The organism is Luteibacter pinisoli, assembly GCF_006385595.1.
GTDB classification, from domain to species: Bacteria; Pseudomonadota; Gammaproteobacteria; order Xanthomonadales; family Rhodanobacteraceae; genus Luteibacter; species Luteibacter pinisoli.
The window spans coordinates 1049999-1072851 of record NZ_CP041046.1; the positions used below are offsets into that span (position 1 = coordinate 1049999).

Annotated in this window: 17 protein-coding genes; 9 read left to right on the top strand and 8 right to left on the bottom strand. The window is 66.5% G+C overall.

Annotated elements, in window-relative coordinates; translation table 11 throughout:
- Positions 1–38 precede the first annotated feature (38 nt).
- Positions 39–938 carry an AraC family transcriptional regulator gene (locus tag FIV34_RS04745; protein WP_246058748.1) on the bottom strand — a complete coding sequence of 300 codons (900 nt, stop codon included), beginning with the start codon at positions 936–938 and terminating at the stop codon, positions 39–41.
- A 145-nt stretch (positions 939–1083) separates the two neighbouring features.
- Here FIV34_RS04745 and FIV34_RS04750 point away from each other — a divergent pair, with 145 nt between their 5' ends.
- Complete coding sequence (locus tag FIV34_RS04750; RefSeq protein WP_139980191.1) at positions 1084–1914, top strand: oxidoreductase; 831 nt, start codon at positions 1084–1086, stop codon at positions 1912–1914.
- Positions 1915–1938: 24 nt separating this feature from the next.
- Here FIV34_RS04750 and FIV34_RS04755 read toward each other — a convergent pair whose 3' ends face one another.
- On the bottom strand, positions 1939–3720 hold the full coding sequence (locus FIV34_RS04755; RefSeq protein WP_139980193.1) for a DUF3300 domain-containing protein: 1782 nt from the start codon (positions 3718–3720) through the stop codon (positions 1939–1941).
- A gap of 562 nt (positions 3721–4282) precedes the next feature.
- Here FIV34_RS04755 and FIV34_RS04760 point away from each other — a divergent pair.
- From FIV34_RS04760 to FIV34_RS04780, 5 genes are all read left to right on the top strand, one after another.
- Positions 4283–6928: a TonB-dependent receptor gene (locus FIV34_RS04760; protein WP_139980195.1), complete on the top strand. Its 2646-nt coding sequence runs from the start codon at positions 4283–4285 to the stop codon at positions 6926–6928.
- Positions 6928–9555 carry a beta-mannosidase gene (locus FIV34_RS04765; RefSeq protein ID WP_139980197.1) on the top strand — a complete coding sequence of 876 codons (2628 nt, stop codon included), beginning with the start codon at positions 6928–6930 and terminating at the stop codon, positions 9553–9555. The genes FIV34_RS04760 and FIV34_RS04765 overlap by 1 nt, the downstream gene beginning before the upstream one ends.
- A gap of 33 nt (positions 9556–9588) precedes the next feature.
- On the top strand, positions 9589–10992 hold the full coding sequence (locus FIV34_RS04770) for a glycoside hydrolase family 125 protein (RefSeq protein WP_139985695.1): 1404 nt from the start codon (positions 9589–9591) through the stop codon (positions 10990–10992).
- Positions 10993–11018: 26 nt separating this feature from the next.
- Positions 11019–13454: a GH92 family glycosyl hydrolase gene (locus FIV34_RS04775; protein WP_139980199.1), complete on the top strand. Its 2436-nt coding sequence runs from the start codon at positions 11019–11021 to the stop codon at positions 13452–13454.
- Positions 13455–13540: 86 nt separating this feature from the next.
- Positions 13541–13966 carry a hypothetical protein gene (locus tag FIV34_RS04780; RefSeq protein WP_139980201.1) on the top strand — a complete coding sequence of 142 codons (426 nt, stop codon included), beginning with the start codon at positions 13541–13543 and terminating at the stop codon, positions 13964–13966.
- Here FIV34_RS04780 and FIV34_RS04785 read toward each other — a convergent pair.
- The gene (locus tag FIV34_RS04785) at positions 13950–14159 is read right to left on the bottom strand and encodes a hypothetical protein (RefSeq protein ID WP_139980203.1); all 210 of its coding nucleotides are present in this window, start codon (positions 14157–14159) and stop codon (positions 13950–13952) included. The two genes, FIV34_RS04780 and FIV34_RS04785, sit on opposite strands and share 17 nt — an antisense overlap.
- Before the next feature lie 124 nt (positions 14160–14283).
- Here FIV34_RS04785 and FIV34_RS04790 point away from each other — a divergent pair, with 124 nt between their 5' ends.
- The gene (locus tag FIV34_RS04790; protein ID WP_139980205.1) at positions 14284–15222 is read left to right on the top strand and encodes a PAS domain-containing protein; all 939 of its coding nucleotides are present in this window, start codon (positions 14284–14286) and stop codon (positions 15220–15222) included.
- Between the two features lie 131 nt (positions 15223–15353).
- Entirely contained in the window at positions 15354–16577 is a 1224-nt protein-coding gene (locus FIV34_RS04795; RefSeq protein ID WP_139980207.1) for a carboxylate--amine ligase, read from the top strand.
- A 28-nt stretch (positions 16578–16605) separates the two neighbouring features.
- On the opposite strand, the gene FIV34_RS04800 is transcribed toward FIV34_RS04795, so the two are convergent.
- The gene (locus FIV34_RS04800; protein ID WP_139980209.1) at positions 16606–18033 is read right to left on the bottom strand and encodes an MFS transporter; all 1428 of its coding nucleotides are present in this window, start codon (positions 18031–18033) and stop codon (positions 16606–16608) included.
- A gap of 36 nt (positions 18034–18069) precedes the next feature.
- Positions 18070–19194: a cyclopropane fatty acyl phospholipid synthase gene (gene cfa, locus FIV34_RS04805; protein WP_139980211.1), complete on the bottom strand. Its 1125-nt coding sequence runs from the start codon at positions 19192–19194 to the stop codon at positions 18070–18072.
- Positions 19195–19338: 144 nt separating this feature from the next.
- Here cfa and FIV34_RS04810 point away from each other — a divergent pair, with 144 nt between their 5' ends.
- Positions 19339–20607: a multidrug effflux MFS transporter gene (locus tag FIV34_RS04810; RefSeq protein WP_139980213.1), complete on the top strand. Its 1269-nt coding sequence runs from the start codon at positions 19339–19341 to the stop codon at positions 20605–20607.
- A gap of 685 nt (positions 20608–21292) precedes the next feature.
- Here the strand turns inward: FIV34_RS04810 and FIV34_RS04815 are convergent.
- Genes FIV34_RS04815 through minD form a run of 3 tightly spaced genes read right to left on the bottom strand, consistent with a single transcriptional unit; the run spans position 21293 to position 22850 of the window.
- Positions 21293–21772, bottom strand: a complete 480-nt coding sequence (locus FIV34_RS04815; protein WP_139980215.1) for a hypothetical protein — start codon at positions 21770–21772, stop codon at positions 21293–21295.
- The gene (minE, locus tag FIV34_RS04820) at positions 21769–22035 is read right to left on the bottom strand and encodes a cell division topological specificity factor MinE (protein ID WP_139980217.1); all 267 of its coding nucleotides are present in this window, start codon (positions 22033–22035) and stop codon (positions 21769–21771) included. Before minE ends, FIV34_RS04815 begins: the two co-directional genes overlap by 4 nt.
- 2 nt (positions 22036–22037) lie before the next feature.
- Positions 22038–22850 carry a septum site-determining protein MinD gene (minD, locus tag FIV34_RS04825; protein WP_139980219.1) on the bottom strand — a complete coding sequence of 271 codons (813 nt, stop codon included), beginning with the start codon at positions 22848–22850 and terminating at the stop codon, positions 22038–22040.
- Positions 22851–22853 lie beyond the last annotated feature (3 nt).

Here is a 22853-nt window from a genome sequence, read left to right on the forward strand (position 1 = left end):
TCACCCTGTGAGCGACATCTTTCGCAACAACACCCAACTCAATGCGACGAAACAAACACCGCATCTTCAAATGCAGCCGGCAGCGCAAAGCTCTCCCGCATACGCCGCGCTTCCGCCGCAGGCGTCGCCCCAAAAAGCCGACGGAACTCCCTGCTGAATTGCGATGCGCTGCTGTATCCCACCGCGTGGCCCGCGCTTTCCGCCGTGAGACCCTCGCGCACCATCAGCAGGCGCGCCTGATGAAGCCGCGTCGACTTGACGTATTGCATCGGCGATACGCGAGTGATGGCCTTGAAGTGGCTGTAGAAGCTTGGAGCGCTCATCCCTGCTTCTTCGGCGAGTCGTGCGACGTCGAGTGCGGAGGCGTAGGCGGTATGGATCATCCGGACCGCGCGGCTGATCTTGCCGAACTGCCCGCGCGTGGCCAGCGCTTCACGCATCGATGCACCCTGCGGCCCCGTGAGTACGCGGTAATAGATCTCTCGCAACAATCCGGGCCCCAACACGGCCGCATCGAGCGGCTGCTGCAAGGCTTCCAGGAAGCGTTGCACCGAGATGTGCATGGTGTCGCTCATCGGCGTGGACATCATGCTTTGCGGTGCCTGCGCAGCGGTAGCGTGTCCAGTCTGGTCGATCTGCGCGGCGAGTTCGGCGGCGAGCGCGAAGTCGAGGTGCAGGTAGATGGCCAGTAGCGGGTGCTCGGCGGTGGCGTCGGTTTCCATGGTGAAGGGCACGGGGACCGATACAGCGAGGTAGTGGTGTTCGTCGTAGACGACCACCTGGTTACCGAAATAGCCGCGTTTGCGGCCCTGGCAGACGATGACGATGCCGGGATCGTAGAGGACAGGCGTGCGGGCGAGGGGGCGGTTGGAGCGGAGGATGCGAACGCCCGGTAGTGCGGTGAGGTTGTAGCCCTCCCGCGGGCCGAGCGCGTGCAACAGGGCTACCGTCCTGTTCGGGGCGACGGGAGCGGGTGGGTGCGGACTCATAGGTTTAGGCAAGAATCAAAGCGATTCATGGCTTATGGCCGGGTGAGGGTCGAGTCATTATGCACCCATCCCCATTCTCCCAAGGAGACCACCGATGGCTACGAAGAACATCCTGCTCATCACCGGCGTCAGCAGCGGCTTTGGCCGAGCGCTGGCACAGGAGGCCCTTTCTGCTGGTCATGCCGTGGTGGGTACCGTGCGGAGCGAGGAAGCGCGCACGGCGTTCGAGGCGCTGCACCCGGCAGCGACGGCGCGCCTGCTCGACGTCACGGACTTCGACGCCATCGACGGCGTGGTCGCCGAGGTGGAGACAACGGTTGGCCCGATCGACGTGCTGGTTAACAACGCCGGCTATGGCCACGAAGGCATCATGGAAGAATCGCCGCTGGCGGACCTGCGCCGGCAGTTTGATGTGAACGTGTTCGGGGCCGTGGCCATGATGAAGGCCGTGTTGCCTTATATGCGCCAGCGTCGCCGTGGTCACATCCTCAATATCACCTCAATGGGCGGGCACATCACGGTGCCCGGCATCACCTACTACTGTGGCAGCAAGTTCGCGCTCGAGGGCATCTCCGAAGCCCTGGGTAAAGAGGTGGCATCGCTTGGCATCAAGGTCACGGCCGTGGCACCCGGCTCGTTCCGTACCGACTGGGCGGGGCGTTCGATGGTCCGCACGGAGCGCTCGATCCACGACTACGATGCCGTCTTCGATCCGATCCGCAAGGCGCGCGAAGAGAAGAGCGGCAAGCAACTGGGCGACCCGGTGAAGGCCGCGCGCGCCATGCTTGAGGTGATCGCTTCCGCGAACCCGCCAGCGCACCTGCTTCTTGGCAGTGACGCGCTGATGCTCGTGCGGGACAACCTGGCGTCCTTCGACGCGTCGGTGAGCGAGTGGGAAGCGCTGACCCGCTCAACCGATGGATGACTCGTCGCATCCCCCGCCAGGGCGTCAGTTGTCGTGCTTTTTGTGATCGTCGTGGTGGGGCTGCTGCTGCGGGGCCGGCCGCGCCTGTTCGTGGTGCTGCTGCTGTGGCTGGGGGCGCGGCTCTTCGCGCGGCGGCTGCGGACGGGGCATCTCGCGGGGCATCTCGCGCGGCGCCTGCTGGAAGTGCTGCTGCGGCTCCGGCCTCGGGGCATCGCGCTGGGGCGCCTCGACACGGGCCTGCTCAGGCTGTCGCGGCTCGAAGCGCTGCGGCTGCGGGCGCGGCTGTTCCATGCGCTGCGGCTGCGCACGCTGCGGCTGCGGTTCCGCGCGCGGCGCCTGCGCTTGCTGCGGAGTGGCTCGCTGCGGCTCGTTGCGTACCGCGGGCGCTGCCGCGGGCGCAGGCATGGCATGGGCCTGCTGCGACTCACGGGGTGCGAACGGCTGCCCGCGCGGCGTATCAGCGCCAGGGCGCGAGAACGTCGGGGCGTGCGGCGTCGGGTGCGGCGCCGCGTTCGGATTGGTATGGGCGATGTCCATGCCCGGCCGCGGCCCTTGCTCGGGTCGTCCCTGCACCGGCGCCCCAGGAACGCCCGGTGCCCCGGCCTGCGCCGGATTGCGTCCCATCCCGTGGTCGCGTTGGAAGGCGGCCGCGCGCGGGTCATTGGCCTGCGGCGGCGGAAGCGCCGGCCGTGCATTCGGCGCCGTCGGGTGGGTCATCGCCGGCGCAAAGGTTGGCCGCTGCATATGCGCGAAGTCCGGCTGCGCAGGGCGAGGCGCAGCCGCCTCACGCGGTGGCGCACCCGGGCGCATGTTCACGTTATTGAAGTCATGGCGATTGTCGATGTGCACGGAGCGATCGACGAAGCGGTTGTTCACCACCGTGCGGTTCACGACATACGGGTGGTTGTCGTACACCACCGCCGGCCGGCCACCGTCGCGACGGCCGCCCCACGAGGTATGCCAGCTATCCCAGCCATAGGGACGGTCGTGGTGCTCGTGGTGCGCAAACAATTCACCGACCAGGATGCCCGCGCCGAAAGCGACGACGCCCGCGACGGCGGCGTCGCGATAGCCGTAGTCGGGCTCGACATAGCGGGTTTCGTACACCGTGGAATACACCGGGCCGCCATACACCTGGTCCGGGTCGTATTCCGGCACATAGACGACGCCCGAATCCGCCGGGGCGATTTCAATCGTCTGCGCCGGCGGCCCGACGATCTCGTCCTCTTCCACCACCGTCTGCGACACCGGTGCGCCGCGGTCGACCACCTGCACCGTCTGCTTGGCGTTGGTCTTCAGGTTGCCGTGCGCCTGGGCGCGCGAGCGCATCACCTGGATCGCGTTCATCACGTCCGACGGCTGGTTGGCATACGCCTGGCCCAGCGCGTCGGTCCACTCGCCGTTATTGGCCATCTGGTCGAGCACGGCGGGAAACGCCACCAACGACTTCACGCTGGGATCCCACGGCTGGGTGTCCGCGGCGTCGAGCAGGGCGCCACCAGTGAGGTCGCGATGGCCCTGGACAAACTGGCGTGCGTCGTCGACCTGGTCCGGATGCGTCGACGCGGCGAGCGTCTGCGCCACGAGGTTATCCGGGAAGAGGGCGATGGGCGCGACGAGGGCGTAGAGCTGGTCCGCGGTCGGACGCTGGTAGGGCGCGGCGGCGATCGCCGGTGCAGCGCTGGCCGCGGGCGCCGGTGTGTCGGCGGCCTGCGCCGGTGGCTCGCGGTTACAGGCGGCAAGCGCCGTGACGATGGCCATGGCCAGCAGCGTCTTGAATGAGACGTCGTAAAGCGCTCGCGACATCGGGTGCCTCTCCTGGGGTGCGTGGGATGAGCTTCACGCGATGCGCGTGACTCGGCGCTGTCTGCAACGCGTTTTTGACATGTGCGTTTACCTGCGCGTCGGACTTCGCAAAAGCCTGCGGGGGCACGCCGCTGGCCCGTCGCACGATGTCTTTTTTCGCTGCAATGCAGCAAAGCATCGCGCCTCGCTGGTCCTTCACTGGCAGCGCCCGGGTGAGCCCCGGTAAATCGTTTACGCATAGGGCCTTAGCGCACCCCGCACGACCGTTGCACGGCAGGTGGATCGATCCAAATGGACTTGAGGATTTTCCGCACTGCACGAAAGTGGTTTTTTCAACATATCGTTCTGAAACAGCTACTTACGGTGTAATGGTTGTCTTTAGATCGAGTTAAAAAAAGCGTTGACATCGTTGTCACCGGCCCCTAAAAATCGCCGCAGTAACACTGCTGCAACAGCGAGCAGGGCGACCCCACAACTCCGACGGACGAACGACGACGAACGCGGGCGCGAGCCCGTGCGGCTGCGTTCGCCTATCGAAACCCTTCCCCAAGGACATCGATAAATGACCCACCGCATCAGCGCCCTTTCCATGGCCATCATGGCCGGGCTATTCGCCACGGGCAGCGTGATGGCGCAGGACGCCACCACGCCGGCCCCGGCCACCACCACCGCCAACGCCCCCAAGAAGGCCGACGCCACCACGGACGCGAACGCCCAGGACGCCGCCAACCTGCAGGGCGTGACCGTCACCGGTATCCGCGCCAGCCTGCAGAAGTCGCTCGACCTCAAGCGCAACTCGGATTCGATCGTCGACGCCATCTCGGCCGAAGACGTGGGCAAGTTCCCGGACACCAACGTGGCCGAGTCGCTGTCGCACCTGCCGGGCCTTTCGGTGGACCGTAACTTCGGCGAAGGCGACAAGGTCAGCATCCTGGGTACCGACCCGGCGCTGAACCGCCTGATGCTCAACGGCCAGACCGTCGCGTCCACCAACTGGACGTCGGACCCAAACAACCCGGACAGCCGCTCGTTCAACTACAGCCTGCTCGCCTCGGAAATCATCGGTAACGCCCAGGTCTACAAGACCCCGCAGGCGAACATCGACGAGGGCTCGATCGGCGGTACCGTCATCGTCAACACCCGTCGCCCGCTCGACCTCCCGGCCAACACCCTCACCGGCAGCGTCAGCTACGGCTATAACGACAGCGCCGACAAGGGCAAGCCGAACGCGTCCGTGCTGTACAGCTGGAAGAACAAGGACAGCACCTTCGGTGTCATCGGCTCGCTGATGCATTCGGACCGGATCATCGACCGCCAGGGCACCGAGATCTTCGGTTACCAGCGCGTCAACGACCCGACCGATACCAACCCGGACCACCAGTTCAACCCGGCCGTCGTCCCGACGGACGCCAAGGGTGTGTACCCGACCGCGGTGAACACCGCGTGGTTCCAGCAGCGCCGCACCCGTGACGGCGTGTCCACCGGCCTGCAGTGGAAGCCGAACGAAGCGTTCGAGCTGAACTTCACCGGCCTGTACGTCACCGAGAAGTTCAACAACTTCAACCAGAGCCATTACGGCGAGTGGTCCGGTTCGGCCGCCAACGCCACGGCGCTGGGCTTCAACAACGGTGTCGCCACCAGCGGCAGCTACAACGCCAACACCTCGACCTACCTGGACGGCTACGAGCGCGACTCGACCGTGAACACCGGCGTGGCCCAGCTGCGCGCGGACTGGTTCGGTGATGGTTGGACGGCGTCGTCGCAGATTGGCTACACCGGTTCCACCGGCGGCTCGGACGGCATCTACAACATGCAGTTCCAGGGCTTCGGTGGTTTCAACTACAACCTCGACGGCCAGCACCCGCAGATCAACTACAACGCCGGTGACAACCCGTCGGCGATGCTGGCCCACGGCGCCGGCTACAGCTACGCGCCCAGCTACGATCGCGAGCGTTACTTCCAGGCGGATTTCTCGCACGACGTGGCCTGGGGCCCGCTGAACCAGATCGAAGTCGGCATCAAGGCCACCAACCACCTGGACGGCCAGGACGCCTACTCGGCGCAGCTGCCCACCCAGGACGGCAACGGCCTGTCGCTGGCTAACTTCGCCAATGGCGGCACGCCGGGTGGCTACCTCAACGGCCTGAACGCCGCCGGCAACATGGGCGACTGGACGACGATCGACCCGGGCCTGATGAAGGCGTACATCCAGAGCATCAAGGACGGCCACGTCTCGCTCGACCCGAAGGCCACCTACAGCGTCGCCGAGCAGAACCGCGCGTTCTACATCCAGGGTGATTTCTCCGGTGACGACTACCGCGGCAACCTCGGCGTGCGCTACTACCGCACCCGTGACACGGTGAACGGCTACCAGTTCGTCGGCGACAACCAGTACGACCCGATCAACAAGCGCAGCACGTACCACGACTGGCTGCCCTCGTTTAACATCGCTTACGACGCCACCGATGCCCTGACGCTGCGCTTCGCCGCCGCCCAGACCATGGCTCGCCCGCGCTACCAGCAGATGACCCCGTACGTGGCGCTGGACGACCGCACGCTCACCGGGTCGCGTGGCAACACCGACCTGGGTCCGTACAAGTCGACCAACTACGACGGCTCGGCCGAGTGGTACTTCTCGGAGAACAGCGTGCTGGCCGCGGAGCTCTTCTTCCGCCGCATCTCCGGCTACATCCTCAACACCAACGTGGCCGAGACCCACTACAACCTGACCAACCAGCGTGACGACGTGTACCAGATGCAGGTACCGATCAACGCCGGCGTGGCCAAGGTCAAGGGTGCGTCGATCAGCTACCAGCAGAACTTCCGCTACGGCTTCGGCATGCTGGCGAACTACACGTACTCCGACGCGACCACGAGCAACGACTTCCCGCTGCCGTACAACTCGAAGAACGCGTTCACCATTTCGCCGTTCTACGAGCAGGGCCCGTACAGCGCCCGCGTGACCTACAGCTGGCGTTCGTCGTACTTCACCTCGATCGCCCAGTTGCAGTCGCAGCAGATCACCGGCATCTTCCGTGAACTGGACGCGTCGCTGGGTTACCAGATCAATGACCACCTGCGTGTCTCGCTGGATGCCACCAACCTGCTGAACGAGACCTACTTCGTGTACAACAACACCCCGGCAGAACCGCTGAACGCATACAAGAACGGTCGCACCTACACCGTGACCCTGGGCTTCAAGCTGTGATGCCCCGCGCGTCGCTGGCCCTGGCGCTCTGGCTTGCCGCTGGAGCGGCCAGTGCCGCGACGCCGGCGGAGAAGGACCTTTCCGCCGGCTGGCGGTTCCGCCTCGCTCCCGGGGCGGCCGCCAGCGACGCGCACCCTGATGTCAAGGACTGGCAGCCGGCCCACGTGCCGGGTGCCGTCCAGACCGACCTGCTCGCGCTCGGACGGGTGCAGGACCCGTTCTGGCGTGACAACGAAGCCAGCCTGCAATGGATCGGGCTGGCGGACTGGGATTACCACCTGGACTTCGACGTGGACGCGGCCATGCTGGCGCGCGGCCACGTCGACCTCGTTTTCGACGGCCTCGATACCTTCGCGGACGTCTCCCTCAACGGGAAGAAGGTGCTCGCCGCGGACAACATGTTCCGGCAGTGGCGCCTCCCGGCGAAAACCGCCCTGAAGCAGGGCAAGAACGCCCTGGATGTCCATATCGCCTCGCCCGTCGGCAAGCTGCTGCCGTGGCTGATGAAGCAGCCGTACTCGCTGCCGGGCGAATTTGACTCCGCCTTCGGTGACGAGCCGAAGGGCAGGCAGACCTCCAACTACGTGCGCAAGGCCAACTACCAGTACGGCTGGGACTGGGGTCCGCGTTACCTCACCGCCGGCATCTGGCAGCCGGTGCGCCTGGAAGCCTGGGACACGCTGCGCCTGGCCGATTTCCATGTCGCCCAGGACCACGTCGACGCTGACAGCGCCACCCTCCAGGCGCAGTTCGACGTGCGAGCGGACAAGGGCGGCCCCGTCCAGCTCAACGTCGAGTGGACCGCGCCGGACGGCAGCAAGGGCCACGAGGCCCGCGATGTCACCCTGGCCAAGGGCGAAAACCACGTGGCCGTGCCTGTCACCATCGCGCATCCGCAGCTCTGGTGGCCGGTGGGCTATGGCGATGCCAACCTCTACCACTTCCATGCGGATGTGACCGCTGGTGGCGCCGCCGTGGCCTCCGCCGACAAGGACACCGGCCTGCGCAGCGTCGAGCTGCGCCGCGAGAAGGATCAGTGGGGCAGGGGCTTCGCCTTCGTCGTCAATGGCGTGCCGATCTTCGCCAAGGGCGCCAACCTGATTCCGTTCGACAGCTTCCCCACGCGCGTCACCACGGCGCGGATGGAAGCCATCCTGCAATCGGCGCGCGACGCCAACATGAACATGCTGCGCATGTGGGGCGGTGGCACCTACCAGCCAGACGCCTTCTACGCCCTGGCCGACCGCATGGGCATCATGGTCTGGCAGGATTTCATGTACGGCGGCGCGATCACCCCGTACGACAAGGCGTTCCAGGACAACGCCCGCATCGAGGCCATCGAGCAGGTGACCCGCCTGCGCGACCATCCGTCCATCGTGCTGTGGGCCGGCAACAACGAAGTGCAGACCGGCTGGGACGACTGGCCGGATCGCCAGGACTTCCGCAAGTTCGTCAACGCCGATGAAGTGAAGAAGATCGACGACGGCATGCGCGAGCTGTTCGGCAAGACCCTGCGCGGCGTGATCAAGGATCTCTCGCCCAGCGTGCCCTACTGGGCCAGCTCGCCCAGCACCGATTACGAAGGCCCGGCCAACGTCGAGTCCGACGGTGATTTCCATTACTGGAAAGTGTGGTCCGGTTCCGAGCCGATCTCGCATTACCTGGACATGACCCCGCGCTTCCAGTCCGAGTACGGCCTGCAGTCGTTCCCGGTGATGGCCACGATCAAGGCCTTCGCCGAAGCCGGCGACATGCAGCCCGAGTCGAAGGTCATGCGCGCGCACCAGAAGTTCGCCAACGGCGACGGCAACCAGCGCCTGCTGCTGTACATCCGTGCCGAGTACGGCGAGCCGAAGGACTTCCCCGCGTTCGTCTACCTCAGCCAGGTGATGCAGGCCGAAGGCATCGAGCTGGCCGCCGAGCACCTGCGCAGCGCCCGCCCGCGCAGCATGGGCTCGCTGTACTGGCAGCTCAACGACGTGTGGCCGGGTGCCTCCTGGGCCAGCGTGGATTACTTCAACCGCTGGAAGGCCCTGCAGTTCCACGCGAAGCGCTTCTACGCGCCGGTGGACGTGGTGCCGATCCGTCGTGACGGCCACACGGAAGTGTTCGCGGTGTCTGATCGGGTGAAGGCCTTCGATGCCACGCTGCGCACCCGCGTCTATGCGATGGACGGCAAGCTGCTGCGTGACAGCAGCCAGCCGGTGAACGCGGCGGCGCTGTCCAGCACCAGTGTGCTGAAGGCCGACGACGCGGCACTGCTGAAGGGTGCCGACCCGAAGCACACCGTGGTCGCCTTCGACCTCGTGGAGCAGGGCAAGCCCGTCGCCAGCCACCTGCTGTACTTCGGTGCGGCGAAGGACCTGGCGCTGCCGGCGAAGCCCGAACTTTCCACCAGCGTGCGTGACACCGCCGATGGCCTGGTGATCACCGTCACCGCGAAGCGCCTGGCGCGCGCGGTGTGGGTGGACACGGGCGACGTCGACGTGCGCCTCGTCGATAACGCGTTTGACCTGCTTCCCGGTGAAAGCCGTGATATTGCCGTGGCCGGCAAGGCCGACGCCGCGACGCTCCGTCATGCCCTGACGGTAACCTCGCTTGTTGATGCATTGAAGGAGACCCGATAAGTGAACCCGAGCCGCCGCAATATCATCAAGTGGATGTCCCTGGCGCCTGGCCTTGCCGTGGCCGGTGGGCTCAGCACCGCCGCCTTCGCCGCGCCGCGTTTTGAAAGCAAGCGCCCGCCGGTGGGCAAGCGCAAGTTCACCAGTGAATCGGTGGAGAAGCTGATCGCTTCGACCAAGAAGAAGATCGCCGACCCCGAACTGGCATGGCTGTTCGAGAACTGCTTCCCGAACACGCTGGATACCACGGTGGAAGTGGGCCGCCTCGACGGCCACGAAGACACCTTCGTGGTCACCGGCGACATCGACGCGATGTGGCTGCGCGACTCCTCCGCCCAGGTGTGGCCGTACCTGCCGCTGGTGGCGAAGGACGAGGCGCTGCGCAAGCTGTTCCGCGGCCTCATCCGCCGCCAGGCGCGCTGCATCAGCATCGACCCGTACGCCAACGCCTTCATGCCCGACCCGAAGGCCAAGAGCAACATGGACTGGTCGCAGCAGGACCAGACCGACATGAAGCCCGGCGTCGCCGAGCGCAAATGGGAAATCGACTCGCTGTGCTACCCGGTGCGCCTGGCGCACGGCTACTGGCAGGCCACGGGCGATCGCGAGCCGTTCGACGACAGCTGGCGCGCCGCGACCCAGCTCATCGTCAAGACGTTCAAGGAACAGCAGCGCAAGGACAACCTGGGCCCGTACCACTTCCAGCGCCCGGCCCTGAACCCCACCGACAGCCAGATGCTGCACGGCTTCGGCCCCCCGGGTAAGCCGGTGGGCATGATCGTCCAGGAATTCCGTCCGTCCGACGACGCCACCACGCTGCCGTTCAATATCCCCGGCAACCTGTTTGCCGTGGTGACCCTGCGCCGCCTCGCGCAGATGCACGGCACGTTCTATGGCGACCAGGGCTTTGTCGCCGAGTGCAATGCGCTGGCCGACGAAGTGGCCGCGGCGACGGAACAGTACGGCGTGATCCGCAACGGCCAGGACGAATACTGGGCCTACGAAGTGGACGGCTACGGCAACCAGCTGTTCATGGACGACGCCAACGTACCCAGCCTGCTTGCGCTGCCATACCTGGAGACCACCGCCTACAACGCCCGTTATGCGCGCACCCGCGAGCTGGCGTGGAGCAGCAAGAATCCGTACTTCTTCAAGGGCACGGCCGGCGAAGGCATCGGTGGACCGCACGAGGGCCTGCGCTACATCTGGCCCATGTCGATCATGATGAAAGCCTTCACCACCACCGACGTGGCCGAGCAGCGCCAGTGCATCCACATGCTGAAGACCACCCACGGTGGCACCGGCTTCATGCACGAGGCGTTCGACCAGGACGACCCGAAGAATTTCACGCGTGCATGGTTCGCGTGGGCCAATACGTTGTTCGGCGAGCTGGTGGTCCACCTCGCTGACAAACACCCCGATGCACTGCGTCGCGTCTGATCGCACCGATTTCAGGAGTTATTTCCATGGTTACCCGTCGACGTTTCATCCAGGGCATGGCCGCCGCCTCGGCACTTGGCCCGCTCGGTTCCCTCACCGCGCTGGCCAGTGGCGTAAAGCACGGCCTTGACGCGCCAGCTGCGGGCGGCGGCACCGCCCCGGATGGCGTCCTGGGTTACGTCGACGTTTTTGTCGGCACCGGCGGCCACGGTCACACCTACCCGGGTGCGACGCGGCCGTTCGGCATGGTCCAGCTCAGCCCGGATACGTACAACGCCGAGTGGGACGGTTCGTCCGGCTACCACCAGGGCGATGGTTCGATCATGGGCTTCTCGCACACCCACCTCTCGGGCACCGGCGCCGCCGACATGCTCGACTTCCTGGTGATGCCGTCGATGGGCCCGGTGCTGCTGCAGCCCGGCGACCGCGACTACGACGGCGTGAACTACGTCTCCCGCTTCGACGCGAAGAAGGTGAGCGGCGAGAAGGCCCCCAAGGGCTACAAGACCGACGTGAAGGGTTACCGCTCGCACTACACCGGCGAGCAGGCACACCCGGGCTATTACCGCGTGAAGCTGACCAACCACGACATCCTGGCCGAGCTGACGGCCACGCTGCGTGCCGGCATCCATCGCTACACCTTCGGCAAGGACGGCGACGCACACGTCGTGCTCGACCTCGCCCATGGCTACCAGGACAACCCGAAGGAAGCCTGCCGCGTCACCGATGCCGAAGTGCGCGTCGTGGGCAATGACACGATCGTCGGCGGCCGCCGCGTATGGCAGTGGGCCTCGGGCCGCGTCATCTACTTCGCGATGAAGCTGTCGCGCCCGGCGTCCTCGATCACGCTGTACAACGAAGACAAGGCGCTTCCGGCCGGCACGGCCGAGGCCAAGGGCAACCACCTCAAGGCCGCGATCCACCTGGACAAGGCCAGCAGCGAGCCGCTGTTGGTGAAGGTCGGCATTTCCGGCGTCGACATCGACGGCGCGATGCGCAACCTCGATGGCGAAATCCCGGCGTGGGACTTCGACGGCGTGCGCGCCTCGGCCGAAGCCGAGTGGGCGGGCGAGCTGGCGAAGATCCAGATCGACAGCACGTCGGACAAGATCAAGCGCACGTTCTACAGCTCGCTGTACCACACCATGCTCGCGCCGACGGTGTTCAGCGACATCGACGGCCGTTACCGCGGCATGGACAAGGCCGTGCACACGCTGCCGGCCAACCGCCACAACTACAGCACCTATTCGCTGTGGGACACCTACCGCGCCGCGCACCCGCTGTACACGCTGTACCAGCCGGACCGCGTGCCCGACCTCGTCGACGGCATCGTCCGCCTGGCGGTGGAGAGCCCCAGCGGCGCGCCGGTGTGGCCGCTGCAGGGTATCGAGACGGTGTGCATGATCGGCTACCACTCGGCGGTGGTCGTGGCGGAAGCGCAGGCCAAGGGCTTCACCGGCATCGATTACCAGAAGGGCTGGCCGGTGTTCCGTCGCCGCGCCATGCAGGACGATTACTTCGGCCTGGGCTATTACCGTGCCAAGGGCTTCATCCCCAGCGACAAGGAAGGCGAGGCGGTCAGCAAGACGCTGGAATACGCCTACGACGACTGGGCGGTGGCCAGCATGGCCGAGCACCTGGGCCATGCGGACGAAGCGAAGGCCCTGCGCGAGCGTTCGCGCAACTATCGCAACGTGTTCGACAAGGACACCCAGTTCATGCGCCCGAAGGGCGTGGACGGCGAATGGCTGCAGCCGTTCGACCCGATCGCCATTGGCCATTCGAAGAAGTGGCGCGACTTCACCGAGTCGAATGCCTGGCAGGCCACGTTCCTGAACCAGCACGACGTGCACCAGTACATGGACCTGTTCGGCGGCGTGGATGGCTTCGAGAAGAAGCTGGATGCCCTGTTCAATGCGAACCCGACGCTGCCCGACAATGCGCCGCCGGATATCGCCGGCATGGTGGGCCAGTGCGCGTTCGGCAACGAGCCGTGCCATCACATGCCCTACCTGTATGCGTACACCGGTTCGCACCACAAGACGGCCGCCAAGGTCCGCCTGATGCTCGACACCATGTACCTGCCCCAGCCGGATGGCCTGCCGGGTAACGAAGACTGCGGCCAGATGAGCGCGTGGTACGTGATGAGCGCCATGGGCCTGTATGCCGTGGACCCGGTCAGCGCCAACTACGTGTTCGGCAGCCCCATCCTCGACCGTGCCCAGGTCCAGGTCGGCGGTGGCAAGGTGCTCACCATCGAGACCACCGGCAATGGCGACGGCAAGCCGTACATCCAGTCGGTGACCTGGAACGGCCAGCCGTGGACGAAGAGCTGGATCAGCCACAAGGAGCTCGCCAGCGGCGGCACCCTCGTGTTCGCCATGGGCGCTACCCCGAACGAAGCCTTCGGCAAGGCCCCGGCGGATCGTCCGCCGAGCTTTGGCGAGTCGGCGAAGGCGTAACCCGGCGGCGCGTTCACGGCGGGTAGACCCTTGCCCGGACAACCTCTCTCCTTGCCGGGTGCGCCGGCAAGGGGAGGGGATTAGCCATGTCGTATGTGGGTCGCATGTATCTGCGCATGTTCATGCCGGGCCTGGTGGGCCTGGGCACGGGCGCGGTCGCCGCGGCGGCCATGCGGGCCGCGCAGGAATTTCCTGGCGAACTGGGCAACCTTTCCCTCTATATCCACCTGCCGCGCTGGCTGCTCGCCGCCGGGGTGCTCGTGGGGCTCGCCATCGTCGGCATCCAGGCGCTTCGCGTGCGCCTGTGGGAGCGCGGTGCGCTCGCCTCCTGTTATGTGTGTGGTTGCCTGCTGGCACCGGCCCGGAACGGGAGGGGCCTCGGTCGCGTGCGCCCCTGCCTGGGTTGCGGCAAGGTGCATGGCGTGAACCACCACCTGGCGCCCGGCATGGTGCCGCTGCAGGTCGCCGTGGCCGACGGTGCCGGCCCGGCCGGGATCAGGAACGCACGTTAGTCACGGTGATGCGGTGGCCCACGCGCTCGAGCAGGGCGCGCAGGGCCTCGGCGTCATCCACGCTTGCGGTGTCGTCCAGGGCCAGCCAGATCGTGTCGCCCGCCAGGCCATGGACCTTTTCGTTGAACGTGATCTCGACGGCGGCCTTGCCGTTCGGCTGAACGACGGAAACTTCGAAATTGCGTGCCTGCACGGCGTGGATCCCCTGACGACAAAAGACGATGGCGTGTGGCAAGTTTAGCCATGCCGTGACCAAAAAGGCGTGACCTGGGTTTCGTCCGGACTAAAGAGTCCGCAGGGCTGTGCCGATACACTGGGTGAATTCAAGCAGGCAGGGCGCGGCGATGGTCATGGGTTTCTGGGGTGGGCGTGACGCCCGCCAGGCGCAGTCGACGCTGGCTGCCCTTGGGCGGCGCTTTGCCACGGTGGAACTGGCCGCCGACGGCACCGTCCGGGCGGCCAACAAGGCGTTCCTGGCCGTGCTTGGCGCATCCGCCGACCAGGTGATTGGCCAGTCGTTCCAGGCCGTCTTCGCCGTGGACGACACCGAACACCTGTGGCGGGCCCTGTCCCGCGGCGAGGAAGTCGCCGATGTCGTCCGCCTGAAAGGCCCCGCCCGGGAGGGCTGGCTGCAGGCCGTGTACGTCCCGCGCATGGGCCGCGGCAACCAGCTGGCTTCCATCGTCGTGTACGGTGCGGACCTCACCGCCGAGCGCGGGCGTGCCGCCGACCTCGGCCAGCGCCAGCAGCAGGCCGATGACACCCAAGGCATCGTGGAGTTTTCCCTCGACGGGATGATCCTGTCGGCCAACGCCGTGTTCCTCAAGACCATGGGTTACCGGCTGGACGAAGTGCAGGGCAAGCACCACAGCCTCTTCGTGGACGAGCGCGAAAGCCGCTCCGACGCCTACATCGGTTTCTGGCGCCGGCTGCGCTCGGGCCTGCACGACGCGGGCCTCTACCGCCGGCTGGGGAAGGGCGAGTGCGTGGTGTGGATCCAGGCCACCTATAACCCGATCTTCGACGCCGACGGCCGGCCGGTGAAGATCGTGAAGTACGCCACGGAAATGAGTGCCGAGGCGCTGCAGGCGGTGCCGGCCGCGTCGCCGGTGGTCGCCTCCGCCAGTGCCAACGATGCCGCCGTGGCCGGCGTGCTCGACATGCTGGATAACGCGGCACTGCGCGCCAGCGCGTTGTCCATGGACGCCGCGATCCACGCCGCCCTGGCCGAACAGCGCGGGCAGGAAGAAGCCTGAGCTTTCGCGTGCCTTTCGGCGCGCGAAGGCAAAACGGATAGGCCGTCAGGCTGGCTAGCCGGGTTGCCCGCCAAGCCTCGATAGTGTTCCCGCGAGACGACCAGCGTGGCCGGCTCATCCCGGGGGAATCCATGGACAGCGTCGAAGCGGGCCGTATCCCGGCCATCGTGATGGGACGAGGTCCCACGGCCCTGGGCATCCTGCGCAGCCTGGTGATGGCCGGCATTCCCGCTTACGTGGCGTGCCCCGCCGACGACCTTGCCGCGCAATCGCGCTGGTACCGCCCCACACCCGGCACCCCTTGGGATGGCCGCCCCGGCCCCCAGGCACTGGATGCCCTCCGTGCCATGCCGCTGGAGCGGGCCGTGATCATCGCTGGCGCGGACGATGCCGCGATGTGGCTGGCCGACCTGCCGGCGACCGACCTGGGCGAGCGCTTCCTTACCTGTACCTCCACGCTCGCCACCCAGGCCCTGTTGCAGGACAAATCCGTCTTCGCCGGCTACGTGGCGGCGGCACGGGTACCGCACCCGCGCACCTTTCGGCTGGCCACGCTGGCCGATGTCGCCGAGGTGCCCATGGACGCGCTGGATCGCGTCTTTATCAAACCGGTGAACTCCCAGCGCTTCAGCGACGTGGTCGGTGCCAAGGGCGTGTGGGTGGATTCGCGCGAGGCGCTGCGTGATGCGTGGGCGCGCTTCCACGCGCAGGGCTTCTCGGTGATGGCCCAGGAATACGTGCCGGGGCCGGCGACCGAACACTTCTTCATCGACGGCTTCCGCAGTGCGGACGGTGCCTATGCCGGCATCTTTGCGCGCCGGCGCATGCGCATGTCGCCACCGGATTTCGGTAACAGCTCGTGCTCCTGCGCCATCCCGCTGCATGCCGTGCCGGAAGCCGTCGCGTACGTGCGCCGCGTGCTCGACGGCGTCGACTACCGCGGCATCTTCAGCGCCGAATTCAAGCGCGACCCGCGCGATGGCGAATACCGCATCATCGAGGTAAACACACGGGCATGGACCTACGTGGAGTTCGCCTCGCGACGCGGCGTGAATACCTGCGAGATGGCCTGGCTCGATGCGCAAGGTTTGCCGGTGCCGCGCGCGCCGCGCGAGTACCCGACGGGCCAGCTATGCGTGGATCTCTACCACGACATTTCCAACGTGCGGCTCACGCGCGGCCGCCGTCGCGAGTCGCTCGCCGCGATCATCGCGCAGTGGCTGCGCGCCGACCTGCATGTGTTCCGCCTGGATGATCCGAGGCCCGCCCTTCACGCGATCCGCTGCCTCGTCCGCAAGCGTTTCGGCCGCCCCGTGGACTTGCCGGTGACGACGGGCCAGGCGTCCAAATCCTAGGGCCTTGCCTTCCGCGGGAACGCGCTGATCAGTCCACGCGGCCCAGTGGCGTGGCGATGTCCTCGAGCGAGCGCCGCTCGGCGGCGATGCCAAGCCACCATGCCGCCGCCGCGCCGCCCAGCATCAGCGTCGCCCCCAGGCCATAGCCCCAGCCGATCGGCCCGCGCCCGCCGGTGCCGATCAGCGTGCCGAACAACCATGGGCCCGCCACGCCCCCAAGCGCCGTGCCAAACGCGTAGAACAGCGCGATGGCCAGGGCGCGTAATTCCAGCGGGAAACTCTCGCTCACCGTAAGGTAGGCGGAACTCGCGGCCGCCGAGGCGAAAAAGAACACCACGCTCCACGCCATGGTCTGGGTGCGCGCATCGAGCACGCCGCGGACGAACAGCCACGCCGTGGCGAATAACAGCAGGCCAGACATCGCATACGTGATGGCGATCATCGGGCGCCGGCCCACGGTGTCGAACAGGCGGCCGAGCAGCAGGGGGCCAAGGAAGTTGCCTGCGGCAAACGGCAGCAGGTACAGCCCGACATCGGCATCGGCTACGCCGTAGAAGCGGCCCAGCACCAGCGCATACGTGAAGAAAATGGCGTTGTAGAAGAAGGCCTGCGTCGCCATCAGCACAAGTCCAAGCAGGGTGCGTCGCGGATAGTCGCGGAACAGCGTACGCCCCACGTCGGCGAGGGTTGGTGCATGCGGGCGCAGGCGAAGGCGGGGGAGCGGATGCGTGGGCGCGCCGGCGCCCAGCCGCTGTTCGATGCTCGCGACGATCATCTCGGCTTCCGTGATGCGCCCGTGCAACATGAGCCAGCGTGGGCTCTCCGGAATCCACCGGCGCAGCAGAAGGATGCCCAGGCCAAGGATCGCGCCGATCCCGAAACTCAGCCGCCAGCCGAGTTCAGGCGAAAACAGCCCACTGTCGAGCAGGCCGACGGCGCCCAGTGCACCCAGCGCGGCACCCAGCCAGAAGCTGCCGTTGATGACGAGGTCGGTATGGCCGCGGTAGCGCGCGGGGATCAGCTCCTGGATCGCCGAGTTGATGGCGGCGTACTCGCCTCCGATGCCCGCACCTGTCAGCAGGCGGAACAGCGCGAAGACCGCGAAGCTGGGCGATAGCGCCGTGGCCGCGGTGGCCGCCAGGTAAAGGCCGAGTGTCAGCGTGAAAAGTTTCTTCCGGCCCAGCCTGTCGGTGAGCCAGCCGAAGAACAGCGCGCCGGAGACGGCGCCGACCAGGTAGATGCTGCCGGCCAGGCCCACCTGCATGTCGGTGAGGTGCAGCACCGGGCTCGATTTCAACGCACCGGCGACCGAACCCGTGATGGTGACCTCGAGCCCATCGAGCACCCATGTGATGCCCAGCGCGACGACCACCAGGGTGTGGAAGCGTCCCCACGTGAGGCGGTCGAGGCGGGCGGGGACATCGGTCTCGACGAGGGCGTCGCGGGAGCCAGTCATCCCCGGACCCTACGGGTCGGGAAGTCGTCGTTTTGTCTACCGGGGCACGCGCAGGCCGCCCGGCACGCCATGCGGCGACAGCGTGAGCTGCCAGAGCTGGTCGCGCCGGCTGCGGAAGACCCCGGCCGAGCAGCCGATGTAGTAGTGCCACATCCGCCGGAAGCGTTCGTCGTAGCGCCCGGCGAGTTGTGGCCACGCCGCTTCGAAATTCGCCAGCCATGCCACCAGGGTGCGGTCGTAGTCGGTGCCGAAGTTGTGCCAGTCCTCGACCACGAACAGGTTCTCCAGGGCGCTGGCCATCTGCGCCATCGACGGGATCATCGAGTTCGGGAAGATGTATTTTTCGATCCACGGATCCGGCCGGCCTGGCGCGCCGTTGCTGCCGATGCAATGCAGGAGCACCAGGCCATCGGGGCGCAGGCATCGGCGAGCGACCTCGAACCAGGGGCGGTAGTTCTTCCCGCCCACGTGCTCGAACATGCCTACCGAGAGGATGGCGTCGAAGCGCTCGTCCAGCTCGTGGTAGTCCTGCAGGCGGATCTCGATGGGCAGGCCCCGGCACAGCTCACGGGCGTACTCGGCCTGTTCCTTCGAGATGGTGATGCCGACGCCGCTGACGCCGTAGCGCTCGGCGGCGAACTTCAGCGCCTCGCCCCATCCGCAACCGATATCCAGGATCCGCTGGCCGGGCTGCAGCTGGAGCTTGCGACAGATGAGGTCGAGCTTGGCCTCCTGGGCGTCGTCCAGGTTCCAGGCCTCGGCCCAGTAGCCACAGGAGTACACCAGGCGCTTGCCGAGCATGGCTTCGAACAGGTCGTTGCCCAGGTCGTAATGCTGGCGGCCGACGTCCCATGCGTGGTCGCCGCGCTGCAGGTTGATGAAGCGCGCCTTGAGATGGGCGAGCAAGGTGTCCAGCGTGCGCAGGGATTCGTCGACGTGGGAGCTGAGCACCCGGGCCATGAAGCCGGGCAGGTCGGGACAGTCCCACCAGCCGTCCATGTAGGCCTCGCCGAGGCCGAGCGAGCCATGGGCGAACACCCGCGCGTACGTGCGTTCATCGTGGACGGTGAGGTCCGTCGGGCGCTGGCCGTTGATCGAAATGCCGGCCTGTTCAAGCAGGCCCTGGGCGCGTGCTTTCAACGAAGCTGTGTCGTGGCTCATCAAGGGGTTCCGGGTATCCCACTCGCCGCCCCGCGCGGCGTGGCGCTGCCTCCACGGCACGATTATTGGCACCAGCCGTGGGCCAAGGGCAAGCACGACTTACAGCTATACTGGAAGTCTTCCCCCGGTACAGATTGAAGGTCCATGACCTCCGCGACCCGCGACCCGCGGGGCCACCTCCCGTTGCTGCTTGCGGCGCTCAGCATGATCGGGCCGTTCTCGATCGATGCGATCTTCCCGGGCTTCCCGGACATCGGCCACACCTTCGGCGTGGGCGAGGTCGCCCTGCAGCAGCTGCTCAGCGTGTACCTGCTGGCCTACGCGGTGATGAGCCTGTTCCACGGTGCCATCTCGGATGCGTACGGCCGCAAGCCGGTGATCGTGGTGGCCATGGGCATTTACGCGCTGGCCTCCGCCGCCGCGGCGCTGGCCCCGGGCTTCGGCTTCCTGCTGGGCTGCCGCATCGTCCAGGGCCTGTGTGGCGGCGCGGGCATCGTGGTCGGCCGGGCGATCGTCCGCGACACCATGCATGGGGAAGAAGCCCAGCGGATGATGTCGAAGGTGATGATGATCTTCGGCATCGCCCCGGCCATCGCCCCTATCGTGGGCGCGTGGCTGCTGGGCATCGACGGCTGGCGCGGCATCTTCTGGGCGCTCACGGCGTTCACCGTGTTGCTGGTGCTCGGCATCACCCGGTTCCTCGTTGAGTCCCATCCGGTGGAAAAGCGCACGGTGTTCCGGCCGCGGCCCCTGCTGCGTGGCTACCTGGCGATTGCGCGTGACCTGCCGTTCTGGCCGCTGGCCATCGCCAGCTCGGTGAACTTCTCCGGCCTGTTTCTTTACATCGCCTCGGCCCCGCACCTGATCCGCGACGTGCTGCACCTGGGCGCGGACGGCTTCCCCTGGCTGTTCGTGCCAACGGTGACCGGCATGGTCACGGGCGCCTTCATTTCCGGGCGCGTGGCGGGGCGGGTGAGTGCGGCGAAGACGGTGGGCTGGGGTTATGCGGCGATGCTGTCGAGCTGCGCGCTGAGCCTGTTTTTCGCGCTGGCGCTGGATACGCCGCGCGTGCCGTGGTCGACGGTGCCGCTGGCGCTGTATGGCTGCGGCGTGCAGATGGCGTTCCCGACGATCACGATCCTGTTGCTGGATCGCTTCCCGAACCAGCGTGGCGGTGTGTCGTCGGTGCAGGCGTTCGGCAGCCTGATCACCACGGCGTTCGTGGCGGGCGTGCTGTCGCCGCTGCTGTCGTCGAATATGTTGTACCTGGCACTGGGCGCGACGACGCTGTGCGGGACCGGCCTGCTGGCGTGGCTGTGGTATGGCGCGATGGAGCGTCGCCGCCTTGCGAGGGCGACGGCGGGTGCGGCGTCAGAGGTCGTCTCCCAGCTCGAACGCAACGAGCCAGGTTAAGCGGTTCATTCGCGGAAGCGAATGCATGTTTTTTGCGGCTGACGCCGCTCAGCTCCTGTGGCGTATCGAGCGAGAGCCCTCGGCGCCCACCCTCGCTGCTCAGACAACGCTCTGCGTTCGAAAGGGAGAGCCGCTACGCGGCTGGTTTGTCTATTGGCCTACGGCCGCGAACCGGTGGCTGGGCGGGGGTATTCGACACGGCGTCCTGCCGTGACGAAAACGCGCGGCCCTCCATGGCCGCGCCCCTGCGGGCCTAATCCTTCCAGCCCCCTCGCTCCACTAAACTCGCCTCGAGGGTGGGCGCCGAGGGCTCTCTCCAGCACTGAGGGGTCGTGACGGAAAGCCACCGCAAGAGCTCAGGCCCTGTTGCGTTTGTGCGAAAGATGCCGCGCGCAAGCGCGCTCCTACAAAGCGGCGGTGAGGCTTGTGCGGCACTGAACCGGATGGGTGGTTGCGGGGGCGGGAAGGCTCCTGGGGGCGACGTAAGCAGAGGGCCGCGAGCCAACCGGGTTTTGTGGAGGCGAAGCTACGGCCCGCTCCGCAAGGACTGCGTCCGGCGGCACCAGGGGCCTTGCCGTCCACGCTCTCGCCAAGCCCACAAGAGCGAGGCGGCGTCAGCCGCTAATCACATGCATTCGCGACAGCGAATGAACCGATGAAAGAGCGCGCCGCGGGGTATCTCGTGTCAGCCGACAGGAAGCCCGCGCTCCACAAGAAACGCCTTCGCCTCAGGCGCATCCTGCTCAAACCACGCCCGCGTCGAACCCAGCCGGTACGTGTAACCCCACCGGTCCATGTCCTCCATCAGGCGGATCGAACCCACCGAAGGCAGGTGGCCGGCGAGGACGATCTGCAGGTAGCAGGTCGCGTCTTCCTCTTCGATCGAATCCGTCGCATCCGTATGCACGAGCGCGCGCTTGTCTTCCGGCAGAACCAGAAGGTGGCAGGCTTCGTGGAGGAGCGAATGCACCGGCGTGTCCGCGCGGGCGTAGACCGTCGTGCCGATGATGCCCGCCTCGGTGTCGCCCCAGAAACTGCCGGGGATCGCTTCGCCTTCAGCCACGGCGACCAGGGCCAGGCCGTGCTGGGCGAGCAGGGTGCGGGGTTCGTCGAAGCCGATGTCGCCGATGCGGAGCACCGCGTCGGCGGGATCGGGTGTGCTCATGCCGAGGCGGGCTTGCCGTCTGGCAGGGCCACGGAGAGTTCGAGCACTTCGTGGCCGCTGTCACGCTCGAGGTTGATGTTCACGGCCTCGACGTCGACGTTCACGTACTTGCGGATGACTTCCAGCAGCTCGTTGCGCAGCAGCGGCAGGTAGTCGGGGCCGCCGCGCGTGGAGCGCTCCTGGGCGACGATGATGCGCAGGCGCTCCCTGGCAACGCCAGCGCTCGGCTCGGGCTTACGCTTCAGGAAATCGAGGATACCCATGCTCAGCCTCCGAACACGCGCTTGAGGAAGCCCTTCTTCACCGGCTCGATGAAACGCAGCGGACGCTCTTCACCCAGGATGCGGGCGACGGTGTCCTTGTAGGCGTGGCCTGCGTTGGAGTTCTCGTCGAGGATGACGGGGACGCCGGCGTTGGACGCCGCGAGGACGTTTTCCGATTCCGGGATGACGCCCACGACGGAGATGCCGAGGATGTCCTCGACGTCCTTCACGCTGAGCATTTCGCCGGCTTCAACGCGATTCGGGTTGTAGCGGGTGAGCAGGAGGTGCTGCTTGATCGGGGCTTCGCCCTTTTCAGCGCGGCGCGTCTTGCTGGCGAGCAGGCCGAGGATGCGGTCGGAGTCGCGCACGGAGGAAACCTCCGGGTTGACGACGACGACGGCGTGGTCGGCGAAGTACATGGCCAGGTGCGCACCCTTTTCGATACCGGCGGGCGAATCGCAGACGACGAAGTCAAAGCCTTCCTTCGTCAGCTCTTCGAGCACCTTTTCGACGCCTTCCTGGGTGAGCGCGTCCTTGTCACGGGTCTGCGAGGCGGCCAGCACGTACAGGCTGTCGTGGCGCTTGTCCTTGATCAGGGCCTGCTTCAGCGTCGCCTCGCCGTGCACGACATTGACGAAGTCGTACACCACGCGGCGCTCACAGCCCATGATCAGGTCGAGGTTGCGCAGGCCGACGTCGAAGTCGATGACAGCGACCTTCTTGCCAACGATGGCGAGGCCAGTCGCGAGCGAGGCGCTGGACGTGGTTTTGCCGACTCCGCCCTTGCCGGAGGTGACGACGATGATTTCAGTCAAGAG

Excerpts from the sequence above, each read along its gene's own strand:
- FIV34_RS04750 (WP_139980191.1), top strand. The coding sequence starts at position 1,084 with ATGGCTACGAAGAACATCCTGCTCATCACCGGCGTCAGCAGCGGCTTT.
- FIV34_RS04755 (WP_139980193.1), bottom strand. The coding sequence starts at position 3,720 with ATGTCGCGAGCGCTTTACGACGTCTCATTCAAGACGCTGCTGGCCATG.
- FIV34_RS04760 (WP_139980195.1), top strand. The coding sequence starts at position 4,283 with ATGACCCACCGCATCAGCGCCCTTTCCATGGCCATCATGGCCGGGCTA.
- FIV34_RS04765 (WP_139980197.1), top strand. The coding sequence starts at position 6,928 with ATGCCCCGCGCGTCGCTGGCCCTGGCGCTCTGGCTTGCCGCTGGAGCG.
- FIV34_RS04770 (WP_139985695.1), top strand. The coding sequence starts at position 9,589 with ATGTCCCTGGCGCCTGGCCTTGCCGTGGCCGGTGGGCTCAGCACCGCC.
- FIV34_RS04775 (WP_139980199.1), top strand. The coding sequence starts at position 11,019 with ATGGTTACCCGTCGACGTTTCATCCAGGGCATGGCCGCCGCCTCGGCA.
- FIV34_RS04780 (WP_139980201.1), top strand. The coding sequence starts at position 13,541 with ATGTCGTATGTGGGTCGCATGTATCTGCGCATGTTCATGCCGGGCCTG.
- FIV34_RS04795 (WP_139980207.1), top strand. The coding sequence starts at position 15,354 with ATGGACAGCGTCGAAGCGGGCCGTATCCCGGCCATCGTGATGGGACGA.
- FIV34_RS04800 (WP_139980209.1), bottom strand. The coding sequence starts at position 18,033 with ATGACTGGCTCCCGCGACGCCCTCGTCGAGACCGATGTCCCCGCCCGC.
- cfa (WP_139980211.1), bottom strand. The coding sequence starts at position 19,194 with ATGAGCCACGACACAGCTTCGTTGAAAGCACGCGCCCAGGGCCTGCTT.
- FIV34_RS04810 (WP_139980213.1), top strand. The coding sequence starts at position 19,339 with ATGACCTCCGCGACCCGCGACCCGCGGGGCCACCTCCCGTTGCTGCTT.
- FIV34_RS04815 (WP_139980215.1), bottom strand. The coding sequence starts at position 21,772 with ATGAGCACACCCGATCCCGCCGACGCGGTGCTCCGCATCGGCGACATC.
- minE (WP_139980217.1), bottom strand. The coding sequence starts at position 22,035 with ATGGGTATCCTCGATTTCCTGAAGCGTAAGCCCGAGCCGAGCGCTGGC.